The 12,525-nt window shown below is 41.5% G+C and carries 14 protein-coding genes and 3 pseudogenes; 3 read left to right on the top strand and 14 right to left on the bottom strand.

The window, feature by feature from the left end:
* Positions 1-43 precede the first annotated feature (43 nt).
* The 11 genes and pseudogenes from rpoS to P20480_RS15810 all read right to left on the bottom strand — a co-directional run bounded on the left by rpoS (position 44) and on the right by P20480_RS15810 (position 7,628).
* Positions 44-1,018 carry an RNA polymerase sigma factor RpoS gene (gene rpoS / locus P20480_RS15770; RefSeq protein WP_006791963.1) on the bottom strand — a complete coding sequence of 325 codons (975 nt, stop codon included), beginning with the start codon at positions 1,016-1,018 and terminating at the stop codon, positions 44-46.
* Between the two features lie 35 nt (positions 1,019-1,053).
* On the bottom strand, positions 1,054-1,878 hold the full coding sequence (locus tag P20480_RS17550) for a peptidoglycan DD-metalloendopeptidase family protein (protein ID WP_033024935.1): 825 nt from the start codon (positions 1,876-1,878) through the stop codon (positions 1,054-1,056).
* Positions 1,879-1,919: 41 nt separating this feature from the next.
* Complete coding sequence (locus tag P20480_RS15775) at positions 1,920-2,498, bottom strand: YqaA family protein (protein ID WP_008126892.1); 579 nt, start codon at positions 2,496-2,498, stop codon at positions 1,920-1,922.
* 9 nt (positions 2,499-2,507) lie between these two features.
* On the bottom strand, positions 2,508-3,146 hold the full coding sequence (locus P20480_RS15780; RefSeq protein ID WP_008126889.1) for a protein-L-isoaspartate(D-aspartate) O-methyltransferase: 639 nt from the start codon (positions 3,144-3,146) through the stop codon (positions 2,508-2,510).
* A complete protein-coding gene (surE, locus tag P20480_RS15785) occupies positions 3,136-3,900 on the bottom strand; it encodes a 5'/3'-nucleotidase SurE (protein WP_006791959.1) in 765 nt (254 codons plus the stop codon). Before surE ends, P20480_RS15780 begins: the two co-directional genes overlap by 11 nt.
* Complete coding sequence (truD, locus tag P20480_RS15790) at positions 3,881-4,933, bottom strand: tRNA pseudouridine(13) synthase TruD (RefSeq protein WP_008126887.1); 1,053 nt, start codon at positions 4,931-4,933, stop codon at positions 3,881-3,883. Before truD ends, surE begins: the two co-directional genes overlap by 20 nt.
* Positions 4,930-5,427, bottom strand: coding sequence for a 2-C-methyl-D-erythritol 2,4-cyclodiphosphate synthase (gene ispF, locus P20480_RS15795; RefSeq protein WP_008126885.1), 498 nt, complete (start codon positions 5,425-5,427; stop codon positions 4,930-4,932). Before ispF ends, truD begins: the two co-directional genes overlap by 4 nt.
* Positions 5,424-6,125, bottom strand: a complete 702-nt coding sequence (gene ispD, locus P20480_RS15800; RefSeq protein WP_008126883.1) for a 2-C-methyl-D-erythritol 4-phosphate cytidylyltransferase — start codon at positions 6,123-6,125, stop codon at positions 5,424-5,426. The genes ispF and ispD overlap by 4 nt, the downstream gene beginning before the upstream one ends.
* A complete protein-coding gene (ftsB, locus tag P20480_RS15805; RefSeq protein WP_006791955.1) occupies positions 6,115-6,402 on the bottom strand; it encodes a cell division protein FtsB in 288 nt (95 codons plus the stop codon). Before ftsB ends, ispD begins: the two co-directional genes overlap by 11 nt.
* 40 nt (positions 6,403-6,442) lie before the next feature.
* A pseudogene (locus tag P20480_RS17545) lies at positions 6,443-7,074 on the bottom strand (hypothetical protein).
* A 74-nt stretch (positions 7,075-7,148) separates the two neighbouring features.
* Positions 7,149-7,628, bottom strand: a complete 480-nt coding sequence (locus P20480_RS15810; RefSeq protein ID WP_006791953.1) for a DUF2947 domain-containing protein — start codon at positions 7,626-7,628, stop codon at positions 7,149-7,151.
* 60 nt (positions 7,629-7,688) lie between these two features.
* On the opposite strand from P20480_RS15810, the gene P20480_RS15815 reads away from it, so the two are divergent.
* The 3 genes and pseudogenes from P20480_RS15815 (at position 7,689) to P20480_RS17540 (ending at position 10,002) form a co-directional block, all read left to right on the top strand.
* A complete protein-coding gene (locus tag P20480_RS15815; protein WP_006791952.1) occupies positions 7,689-7,913 on the top strand; it encodes a DUF1653 domain-containing protein in 225 nt (74 codons plus the stop codon).
* Between the two features lie 52 nt (positions 7,914-7,965).
* The gene (locus tag P20480_RS15820; RefSeq protein WP_008126874.1) at positions 7,966-8,814 is read left to right on the top strand and encodes an AAA family ATPase; all 849 of its coding nucleotides are present in this window, start codon (positions 7,966-7,968) and stop codon (positions 8,812-8,814) included.
* A gap of 1 nt (position 8,815) precedes the next feature.
* Positions 8,816-10,002: pseudogene (locus tag P20480_RS17540) on the top strand (vWA domain-containing protein).
* 213 nt (positions 10,003-10,215) lie between these two features.
* Here P20480_RS17540 and P20480_RS15825 read toward each other — a convergent pair.
* The 3 genes and pseudogenes from P20480_RS15825 to P20480_RS15835 form a co-directional block, all read right to left on the bottom strand.
* The gene (locus tag P20480_RS15825) at positions 10,216-10,632 is read right to left on the bottom strand and encodes a GNAT family N-acetyltransferase (RefSeq protein WP_008126869.1); all 417 of its coding nucleotides are present in this window, start codon (positions 10,630-10,632) and stop codon (positions 10,216-10,218) included.
* Positions 10,633-10,649: 17 nt separating this feature from the next.
* A complete protein-coding gene (locus P20480_RS15830) occupies positions 10,650-11,105 on the bottom strand; it encodes a GNAT family N-acetyltransferase (protein ID WP_008126867.1) in 456 nt (151 codons plus the stop codon).
* Between the two features lie 84 nt (positions 11,106-11,189).
* Positions 11,190-12,424 (bottom strand): annotated as a pseudogene (locus P20480_RS15835) (NRAMP family divalent metal transporter).
* Positions 12,425-12,525 lie beyond the last annotated feature (101 nt).

Below are 12,525 nucleotides of genomic sequence, written 5' to 3'. Positions count from 1 at the left end.
TCGCTATTTTTTATTCAAGTCTTTTAAGGTCTTACATTTATTATTAAGAAAATTGATTAAATAAACTATCTGTGCTTAACCCTTCTTGTTGCAAAATATCTTTTAAACGACGTAGAGCTTCAACTTGTATTTGTCTTACTCGCTCTCGTGTTAGTCCTATTTCCCTACCTACATCTTCAAGTGTAGATGGCTCATAGCCGAGTAATCCAAACCGACGCGCCAGTACTTCACGTTGCTTAAGGTTTAACTCTCCTAACCAATCAACAATGTGTTTATTAATTTCTGTGTCTTGCACTTCACCTTCAGGGCCGTTGCCTTTTTCGTCAGGTAAAATATCAAGCAGCACGCTGTCGTTTTCGCCACCAATTGGCATATCAACCGACGCTATTTTTTCATTCAAACGTAACATTTTGGTTACGTCTTCAACTGGCTTATCTAGGCATTCAGCTATTTCTTCAGCAGTTGGCTCATGGTCGAGTTTTTGGGTTAGCTCTCGCGCTGTTCGTAAGTAAACGTTTAGCTCTTTCACTACGTGGATGGGCAAACGAATAGTGCGTGTTTGGTTCATAATGGCGCGTTCAATTGTTTGACGTATCCACCATGTTGCATAGGTTGAAAATCTAAACCCGCGTTCAGGGTCAAACTTTTCAACAGCACGAATTAACCCTAAATTACCTTCTTCAATTAAATCGAGTAGCGCTAGTCCACGGTTATTGTATCTACGTGCAATTTTAACAACTAAACGTAAGTTGCTCTCAATCATACGTTTACGAGAGGCTTCACAGCCTTTGAGGGATTTACGCGCGAAAAATACTTCTTCTTCAGCGCTTAATAATGGAGAGAAGCCTATTTCACCTAAGTAAAGTTGGGTGGCATCTAGGTTTTTAGTCACTTCTTCTTTGGCAAATATGTCTTCGTCATCTACTTTTTCAAGTAACGGTGTTGCTTCTTCAACGGTGTTTTCATCAAACTTGTCGTCATTGCTGATATTTTTTTCAATCTTTGCTGCGCTAGCCATAAGCCTTCTCCAGAGCAATTATCAATACCTAAAATCTAAGGAAGGTATTTAGCAGGATTGACAGCTTTCCCACGGTAACGAATCTCAAAGCGAAGCGCGGTAACCGAAGACTCTGAATTGCCAATTTCTGCTATTTTTTGTCCTGCCTTAACTTTTTGCTTTTCTTTTACAAGTAATTTCGAGTTATGTGCATAAGCACTTAGGTAATCATCGTTATGTTTCAAAATGATTAAATTACCATAACCTCGAAGCGCGTTACCCGCATACACCACCGTTCCTTGTGCAGCGGCTAAAACTGTAGCCCCCATTTTATTAGTAATTTGTAAGCCTTTATAGCCGTTTTCCTTATTAGAAAAGCGTTTGGTAATTTTGCCCTTTGCTGGCCAAAACCACTTTAATTTACCGCTCGACAACTGCTTTTGGTTACTAACTTTATATTTGGCTTGTTTTTGAACATACTCTCGTTTTTTTGGCTGTTCAAGTCCTTTCTTTAATTTTTTGTTATTATTTTGCATGTTTTTTCTAGACTTTTTACTCGAATTCGTATATTTTCTTGAGCTTTTAATTTTTTTGATAGTGGGAGAGAGAGAGATTGACTGGCCTGGATATATAACATAAGGACTTGAAATTGAGTTGTTTTTAGCAAGTTCTCTAAAGTCTTTTCCTGCGCTAAATGCGATTGAATAAAGTGTATCCCCTTTTTGTACTGTATATTTGCCATCTACAATGTTAATTAAATGGTTTGATTCATTAACATTATTATTTAAACTACTAACGGGCGCTGGAACATGGCGAGATGAACAACCAAAAAGAAAAACACTAATGAACAAAGCAACATAAAGCATAAATTGTCTATTCATCGTGCTTTTCTCCATGTTTAAGTAACATTATTTTATATAGCTTAACGCAACAAAAAGTACGCAACGGCTATTAATATTACTAATCCCCAGCCAAGCACTTCAATATACTGACGTAATTTTTTCTCCATTTGCGCTCCGCCCCATTTCATAAGCGCAGCAACTAGAAAAAACCGAGCACCGCGCCCGATTGCTGAAGCAATTAAAAATGGTAAAAACGCCATCTGTAAAACGCCCGCACCAATTGTAAATACTTTATAGGGTATGGGTGAAAAACCAGCTAAGAACACCACCCAAACGCCATACTCTTTAAACCAATTTAATGCTACATCAAACTTTTCTTGCCAATGCATCTGTGCAATTAGCGGCTCTACAACAGGTTCAAAAAGCCAAAAACCAAGTAAATAGCCAATTACCCCGCCCAGTACAGATGCAATCGTTGCGAAGCTAGCAAAACGCCACGCCTTACTAGGTTGAGCCAGCGACATTGGCGCTAACATTACATCGGGTGGGATAGGGAAAAAAACAGACTCGGCAAAACTCATTCCTGCTAAATAACGCTCCGCATGGCGGTGCTTTGCCCATACTAGGGCCATATCGTACAACTTAGTAAACAACTTCAAAGTGAATTCCTATTCAATATCACCAGGTACCAAAGGTACAAATCTTACTGGTGCAATAACATGCTCTGTAAAGCTTTCGCCCTTTCGAATAACCATTATTAATTTTTGATCAGCTTCGCCAACCGGCGCTAATAATACACCGCCATCGGCGAGTTGACTTAACAAACCTTGAGGTAAGGTGGCAGCCGCAGCCGTAACAATAATGCCGTCAAATGGTGCTTGAGATTGCCAACCTTGCCAGCCATCTCCATGTTTCATTGTTACATTGTATAAATCAAGCTGCTGCAGACGCCGTTTAGCCTGCCATTGCAAAGCTTTGATCCGCTCAACAGAATAAACTTTAGTAAACGTTTTAGCCAATACCGCTGTTTGATAGCCAGAGCCCGTGCCGATTTCTAATACTTTATCGCGCACACCGGCCAACCTCAAAAGCTCCGTCATACGGGCTACAATATAAGGCTGCGAAATAGTTTGCCCTTGCCCAATAGGTAGCGCTGTATTTTCATAAGCTTTATGCTGCAACACGTCGTCAATAAATAAATGACGAGGTATACCTGCAATAGCATCAAGTACGCCTTGATCCTCAACACCTTCACGTTTAAGTAAATCTGATAACGCTTTCGCACTTCGCGTGTAATTAGCGAGCACGATTTATCTCCAAATTAGATAACCAGTCCCCAACTGCCTTAATGCTATTGTGTGCGGTCATATCAACACTGAGTGGTGTCACCGATGCAAAGCCATTATTAATGGCGTAAAAGTCAGTTCCTTCACCTGCATCACTCTCTGTGCCAAGCGAGCCATACCAGTAAATACTTCGACCCCAAGGGTCTGTTTGCTTGGTCATAGTTTCAGCTTTATGCCGAGCGCCTAAACGCGTAACCTGCACACCTTTTAATTCACTTAGCGGAACATCTGGCACATTAACATTAATAATTTGGTCTTTTGGTAATGGGTGCGATGCAAGTTCTTTAATTATATTAACTGTTACCGCGGCTGCTGTTTCAAAGTGCTCGCCATTGTGTGAGCAAAGTGAAACTGCAATAGCAGGCAACCCCAAATGACGACCTTCGGTCGCTGCAGCAACAGTGCCTGAATAAAGCGTATCATCACCTAAATTGGCGCCATGATTAATGCCTGCCACAACTAAATCTGGTTTTTGGTCAACAAGCTGATTAACACCTAAATGAACGCAATCGGTTGGCGTGCCATTAACTGACATAAACCCATTTTCAAGAGTTGTTGCACGCAATGGGTTCATTAATGTGAGCGAGTTACTTGCACCACTGCAATTGCGATCGGGTGCCACCAAAGTGACGTCTGCAATTTTTGTAAGCGCGTTATATAAGACCGCTATGCCTTTAGCATTAACGCCATCATCGTTACTTAACAGTATCTTCATTTATGCCATTATCCTTTTCTTTTCGCTCTTTTGGACTTGCATCTGTATAGTCCACCAGCTCACGTAGTAATGCGGTTGCAAAACATCCTTTAGGTAAACCAAAGCTCAGCTTAAGTGTGGTGTTATCAAGTGTTTCTACAGCCAAGTTATCAGGAATCAAACGCAACATTCTACGCTCGTTTTTAAGCCCTAATTCACCCAGGCCTTCACACCAAGCCTGATAGGGTTTAAGCCATATTTTTTCTTGCTCAGTTAACCCTTTATCACTTTTGCCTGCCATTGGTGCCGACATTACAATATCACCAGAGGCTAAACGTGCTATGTTTTCGTCGTTAATTGCATCTTCAAAAAATGCATTACTGCCGCTGAGCATAAATACTTCGCGGTGCATAGTTTTAGCTAAACCGTGTTCTTTTACACGTAAACTTACAAGTTGATTAAAAATATGTGAACGCGCAGCTGAAATAATAATACCGCGTAACTTCTTATCGCGAATACGTTCGCCGGCAAACATTTTTTCGGCCATAACTAAATTATGCCCATCGCGGCCAAAACGCTGCTCGCCAAAGTAATTTGGCACACCAGCACGCACAGCATTTATGCGGCATAATATATCAAGCGGCTCGGTAACATTACGAAGAGTAATGGTAAATTTATTGCCCTTGTGGCAACCGGTGCGTAATTTACGCTCGTGGCGCTGTTGCGACACTATAAAAATGCTTTCGCTATTTAACTCTGTAAAATCTATATGCTTTTTAATGGGCACTTTTACACTAAACCATTGGCTACATACACCATGACGATCTTTCATGCCCGCGTAGCTTACATCGCGAGGGGATACATCTGCTTTTTGCGCGATAATTTTAGCCACGTATTGTGTGTTTTCGCCTTTTTTAACCACCTGCAAGCATACATGCTCACCGTTACCTGTAAACTCTATACCTAGATCTTCATCTACCATAAAGTCTTCTGCAGTGGTTTTAAAGTCAGCTTTTGAAAGCGGTGCGCCGTATAAATAATTTAAGTCGCTCATGCGTTTTTTGTACTCGCAAGCTCTTTACTCATAATAACCACGGCATGACTAGAAATACCTTCTTTACGTCCTTCAAAGCCCAACTTTTCAGTTGTCGTAGCCTTAACATTTATTTGGCTAAGATCGCAGTTTAAATCATTAGCTAGATTTACACGCATAGCCTGTATGTGCGGCAGCATTTTTGGTGCTTGTGCCACAATGGTGACATCGCCGTTTCCTAATACATAGCCTTGCTCTTTAGCTAACTTAACAACATGACGAAGCAAAATGCGGCTGTCTATATTTTCATATTCGCTCGCTGTATCAGGAAAGTGCTTACCAATATCGCCCATAGCGAGCGCACCTAAAATAGCATCACATAATGCATGAATAGCTACATCGCCATCTGAGTGTGCTAAAAAGCCTTGTGGGTAATCAATTTTTTCGCCACAAATAGTTAACGGGCCTTCGCCGCCAAATTTATGTACGTCAAAACCATGGCCAATTCGTATCATACTGCACTCTCGTTTTGTTGTTTATTTAATAAAAACCCTGCCAAAGCTAAATCTTCTGGCGTGGTTATTTTAATATTATCACTACGACCCGCTATAAGTTTTACTGGTTTGTTTACCCACTCAATTGCACTGGCTTCGTCGGTAATAGGCACCCCACTTTGTAGCGCATTTTGCAGCGCATTTTTAAGGTCACTGTACTTAAAAAATTGAGGGGTAAGCGCTTGCCACAGGTCGTCTCGGGGGACAGTTTGCTTTGAGTGTGTATCGCCGCGTTTGATGGTGTCTTTTACTTTAGTGGCTAAAATTCCGCCTTCATTTGTACTAAGGCACTCACTGATAAGGCGCTCAATGTCTGCTAGGTCAACCAATGGGCGCGCTGCATCGTGCACTAATACCCAATCAGGGGGATTGGGTGCTAAAAATAACAAACTATTAAGTACTGAATCAGCACGTTCTTTGCCACCACTTGAACGAACAATGCGCGCATCGGTTAATGGTAGTTCACTAAAGTATGGGTCTGTATCGCTAAGAGCAACAACAATAGTTTGCAGTTGTGGTAATTGAGATAATTTAGTTAGGGTATGTTCTAAAATTGTTTTACCCGCTAACTGTATATATTGTTTAGGTGCATTGTGCTGCATTCTGCTGCCTACACCTGCTGCGGGTACAATCGCAACGATAGTTTGTTTATTTCTCATATTGGTTGCCCGGTAAAACACGAATAAATGTTTCGTCCGGCTTAATCATTCCTAATTCGTTTCGGGCACGTTCTTCAATGCCCTCAAGACCAAGCTTTAAATCTTCTATGTCGGCTTTGAGCACTTTATTACGTTTTATCAACTTTTCGTTAGTGTCTTGGTGGGTTGCCACCGCCCCTTTTAAGCGCGAGTAATCTTGCACACCATTTTGACCAAACCATAACCTGTATTGAACAAACAGTGCTAAGCACAGTAAGCACACTTGAAAAACACGCATTTAACACTCCTTATTTAATAATTTAAAAGTTTTAACTTAACTAAGCTAATGGGCGTTTTATATTGCGCCAATTAATATTCCCTGCCAGTAGCATTTCACGTAATGATAATACACGTGGTGTGCAACGCTTTGAAAACTGCCACTGATGCCCACAGCACGCTGCAGCTAAACTCAACTTACTTGGCTTTAAAAGTTGTGCATATTGCTGCTCTAGGCCGTTACCTAAAAAATCAAACCACCCTAGCTCGTTGCAATGCAACTTGTTTTCTGACACCTGATCAATACTGTCTATCCTAAGGTGTAATTTGTCATACTGGTTTACTATCACCGGAACAATTAGTCCCACTTTGGCATGCGCTTGAAAAAAAGTTCATTGGCTTGTTTATTTACATCGGGCGGCGTTGCTTTTTGTTTTTCGAGCCACGAGCCATTTTGTGCATCAAGCGTAAAAGGCGAATGCCCGTTTACTACAAGCGATGCAGCTCGTTCAATGTAATAAGGCAAACTTTTTAACTGCCTACGCAGCTTATCGGCATTAGGTTCGGCGACTAGCCGCTGAACTTCTCGCTGATAAAATGCATTGCACAACTGCGCATAAAGCGCCTTTTGCGCATCAGTTTGCCAAATTTCAACTTGCTGCTGTTCACCAAGTGACTGATTTTTCGCGACCAATTGCTTTACTCAAAAACATTCAGATAACTGTTTTATAACATAGTACTGAATAGTTTTTAAGCACACATAATAAATTAAGCGCTTGGTTTTTCACCTAACTTAGCTTTACCCGACTCTAAAAATTGCACAACACTGTTGCGCTTTTTACCAACTAGTAAACTGCCATCGGCTAAAAACATAAAGTTTTGCCAATTACGTTTAAATACGTCAAACGTTGTTTCAATAACATTATCGCGCGCCATACAAAAATATACCGTGGTATTTGCTTCCCACCCTAAAAACTCTAAAATTTCTTGAGGTGGTAAAGCATCGCCATTTTCCCAAGCTGCTTCCCAGTTAACTTCATCACTAAAGCTTTTATCTTGGCCGCACCACATACTGTCATCAAAAAAGTCGGGGTGGTCAAACTCCCGGCTTACCATTGTGCTCCAAAGCACAGCTGCGCGTTCGTCGCTCATTGGTTTTATTTTAGCTGCGTCATCACTTGATACCGGAATGTCTTTATGGCGAAAAACCCACGCTTTTCTGTAATCATCTAACGAAATATAGTTCATAATATTGGCAAATTAGTTAGCATTAAAAGTGCAAACACAAATTATACAAGAGATTGAAGCATGACTACAGCACTAAAACTGGGTTTATATCAACACTACAAAGGCCCGCAGTACAAAGTTTTATATCAGGCAACACATAGCGAAACAGACGAACAATTGGTGATATATCAAGCCTTATATGGTGAGTTCGGTATTTGGGCACGACCACTTAGTATGTTTTTAGAAACCGTTGAAAAAGAGGGCAAAACTATACCTCGTTTTGCCTACCTTGGACCTGCAGATTAACTGTGGCATTATAACCCCATTCAATACTGCTCAGACCAGACAAGGGTACACCGTGCAATTTAATTCTACTGACAATTACATCGCAAGCAGCTCGCTAAAACAGGCTGTAAATGCTGCTATTAAGCTTGAAAAACCATTACTTATTAAAGGTGAACCTGGTACAGGCAAAACGATGCTGGCCGAAGAGCTTGCGAAAAGTTTAAACACCGAGCTTATTCAGTGGCACATTAAATCGACCACCAAAGCACAGCAAGGTTTATACGAATACGATGCCGTATCGCGTTTGCGTGACAGCCAGCTAGGTGATGAGCGCGTGCATGATATTGGCAACTACATTGTTAAAGGTAAGCTGTGGCAAGCATTTACCTATGCCGAGCTTAACGGCAAACGCCCAGTTTTACTCATTGACGAAATAGACAAAGCCGACATTGAGTTTCCAAACGATTTACTGCTTGAGCTTGATAAAATGGAGTTTCACGTTTACGAAACAGGTGAGCGCATTATCGCAAAAGAGCGCCCTATTGTGATCATCACTTCAAATAACGAAAAAGAGCTGCCTGATGCCTTTTTACGCCGCTGTTTTTTTCATTATATTGACTTTCCAAGCAGCGAAGAAATGCAGCAAATTGTTGATGTGCACTACCCTAACGTTAAACAAGATTTAGTACGCCAAGCATTAGAAGTATTTTTTAACTTACGTGAAGCCAACGGCCTTAAAAAGAAGCCCTCCACCAGCGAATTACTGGATTGGTTAAAGCTTTTAATGGCAGAGGATATAGACGCTAAAACATTGCACGACAAAAGCCAAAAAGGCGGCTTAATGCCGATGTTTGGCGCACTGCTTAAAAATGAGCAAGACATAAGCCTCATCGAAAAACTCGCGTTTATGAGCCGCCGTTAATATGTTGATTGCGTTTTTCTTCAAATTACGTGAATACCGTTTACCGGTAAGCCTGCGCGAACTACTCGATTTAATTAACGCCTTAAAAAAAGGCGTTATATTTGCCGACGTAGATGCCTTTTACCATTTGGCCCGCACCATAATGGTAAAAGACGAAACCCATTTTGATAGGTTTGATAAAGCCTTTAGCGACTACTTTAGCGGTATTGCCGACTTAGACCTACTCGAGAGTTTAAAGCAACAGCACAACTTACCTGAAGATTGGCTTCGCAAAGAGTTTGAAAAAAACTAAGCGATGAAGAAAAAGCCCAACTGAAAGCGATGGGTGGGCTCGACGAGCTCATGAAAACCCTGAAAGAGCGTTTAGAAGAGCAACAAAAACGCCACGCAGGGGGTAATAAATGGGTAGGCACCGGTGGTACATCTCCTTTTGGCGCGTATGGTTATAACCCTGAGGGCGTGCGTATAGGACAAGACGGCAACCGCAACCGCCAAGCGGTAAAAGTGTGGGACAAGCGCGAATACCGTAACCTAGATTCAGACCGCGAAATTGGCTCACGCACTATAAAACTCGCCCTTAAAAAGCTGCGCAAATTTGCCCGCACCGGCGCAAGTGACACCCTGGATTTAAACGAGACCATTCGCGCAACCGCCAAGCAAGGCGGCATGCTGGATTTAAAAATGGCACCCGAGCGCCACAATGCTGTAAAAGTATTAATGCTGTTTGATATTGGCGGTTCAATGGATGACTACATTCATACCTGCGAAGAACTATTTAGCGCCGCCCACAGTGAATTTAAGCATTTAGAGTTTTACTACTTTCATAACTGTTTATACGAACACGTTTGGCAGGATAACCAACGCCGCCATTCAAACGTAATAGACACCATGACGCTGATTAATAAATTTACTAGCGACTACAAAGTCATATTTGTGGGTGATGCCACTATGGGCCCATACGAAATAGCCTACCCTGGCGGCTCGGTAGAGCACTACAACGAAGAGCCAGGCAGTGCATGGTTATCACGCATAACTAACCATTTCGATAAAGTAGCGTGGCTCAACCCACAACCGGTTGAACACTGGCCGTATTATCAATCAATTGATTTTATTAAGCAGCTGATGGATAACAGAATGTACCCGCTGAGTTTAGATGGAATAAGTAACGCGATAAAAGAGCTGAGTTAGATATTAATTTACCTCAGCTCAGCGCTAGCAGCGGAGCTTCAGCCGTGAATCTATAACTTTGTTGGGTGACGCCTTTGGCTTAACCAACCTACCTTTAGACGTAGGTCGGATAAGTGGCGAAGCCACGCCATCCGACGATAATGATGAATTAACTAGAAACAACCCGACTTACAGAGTTAATGGAAAATATAAAAAATTCAGCAATATTTATTATCACTTGCTAATAAATTTACACATTCCAAACCCTAAACTATCGCCATCGCGTTTTACATAACCATATTGTGTATAAAAGTTTTCTTTACCGTGAGCACTTAATAAAGCGATTGTAGCGCCATTAGAGCTGGTGCTGCTTAGGTAGTTTTCAATGTGGGTCATTACTAAATGACCAATGCCTTGTTTTTGATAGCTTGGCGCAACAATTATATCTTGAATATAAAAATACATTGCGCCATCACCAACCACTCTGCCAGTGCCTATCAACTTATCCGTGTCGTATACAGTGACCCAAAACAATGAGTTTTCGATGCTTGCTTTTAATGTTTTATCGTCAGGGTTTTGCCACTTTACTTGTGTACGTAAATTAGCAAATTCATCCCGTGCTGGAGCTTTCAGTTCAACGTTATAAACCATAATATCCCCTACTCACTTTAAAGCACTTTACTCATAAACAAGCTATACGGATCTAGCTCATAATCACCGAACGGCTCGCACTCTTTAAAACCAAATTGAGTGTAAAGCTTTTGCGCAGGTAAAAATGCTTTTGCTGTTCCAGTTTCTAGGCTTAACTTTTTATACCCTCGCCGTGTTGATTGCTCAATAATGTGCGTGAGTAACTTAGCGGCTATGCCTTGGCGTAAATAGTTACTTGAGGTGCGCATTGATTTAATTTCGCCATGCGTGGCATTGAGCACTTTTAATGCGCCAACACCCGCTAAGTTATTATCAATCCATAAGCTATAAAAGGTTATGTCGGGCTGAGTAAGTTTAGTTACATCCAGTGCATGTACGCTCTCAGCAGGTGAGTGTTTTAGCATATCGTTATGATGCGCTTGTAGTAACTTTATAACGTGGGGGTTTGAAAGCTCGCCTGTTCTTATATCCATTTATGCCTCGTTTAACCCTTGAATTTAATGCTTTAGGGCTTTAACTAATGCACTTAAGTAAAGCCCTTAAGTAAATAGCGAAATTTAAGCTGCTAGCTTCCACACCACAAACGCAACAGCAAAACCAACTAAATACACTAAGCCTAACCACGTTAAGCTACGCAGTAATACGCTGTGCTTAATGGCGGGCTCTGATCGCACAAGGCTAAAGTTAAGCCATGCAAAAACGGGAGTAGTGACAAAAGCAAGTGTCATGGCAAAAGTAAGCATTGGCCCCAGGGCCGATTTAAAAATAAAATAACGGCCATACCTGCAAGTGCTTGTAGTATTAACCAAATATTTAGGCTGTGTTTTGATTGCCCAAAACCAAGCAATTTATGTGACTCGTTAAGTGTACGTGCGTAGCCGTCAAGCACGGTAAGTGTAGTGCCAAACATACATAAAAAAGCAATAGCTGATACCAGCGGCCTTGCCCACTCGCCAATAGTCAGTGCGTACATATCAATAAGCTGTTTAGCAAAGGCAACACCGCCAAGTTCTATATTACTGCTTTGCCCATATTGCACCAGCACACCTAAGCTAAAAAATACCAATGCTAAGCAGGCTGTTAGCCAATAGCCTACGTTAAAATCAAACAAGCCTTGGTTTTTAGTGACCGTTTGCTGAGTTTGTTTTTCTTTGAGCCATAGCGAGCTGAGGGCCGATATTTCTATGGGTGCTGGCATCCAGCCCATTAACGCGACCATAAAGCTGAGCATAGCAAGTTCGTACGGTGACGGGCCAATATAGTCAGCTGGCGCCATTGGGCCGTTACTAAATGCGATAACTAGCGCAATAACAGTAGCGAGCGTTAAGAGCCCCATAATGCCTTTAGCAACGCTATCAAGCGCTTTAAAGTGACCTAACAATAATATGGCTAAGCAAACACCGAGCAATATCCAACATAGCAGGGTTACCTCTATCACTACAGGCAGTGCGTAATGCAGTAAGCTGGCGGTAAGTAGTAATACGCCTGCGGTATTAACAACTGCTGCCAATATGTTCAAGCCAATAAAACTATAAAAATACACCGGGCCTTTGTTTTTATAGCCTTCTACTAAACTGTTTTTAGTGGCTAAGGTGTATTCCATACCAAAGCGAAAAAACGGATATTTTAATACGTTAACAGCCAGTATTAACCAAAATAGTTGCCAGCCAAATAGCGCGCCAGCCTGAGTAGATGCAACTAAGTGAGACCCACCAATTGCTGCGGTTGCCATTAAAATACCAGGGCCTAGTGCGCCTACGTGAGATTTCCAAGAAGTGTGTGTTTGCTGCATTAATTTCTCAAATTATGTGTGTTATTCACTCTGCTTATTAATTTTCACAATTAATAACACCGAAGGCTGCATAACTTACCTAAATTAAAGGCAATAAAAAA

This window comes from Pseudoalteromonas sp. BSi20480 (assembly GCF_000241365.1).
In the GTDB taxonomy this organism is placed as follows: Bacteria; Pseudomonadota; Gammaproteobacteria; order Enterobacterales; family Alteromonadaceae; genus Pseudoalteromonas; species Pseudoalteromonas marina.
The sequence above is the reverse complement of the archived record's forward strand: the minus strand, read 5'-3'. Positions and strand labels throughout refer to the sequence as shown.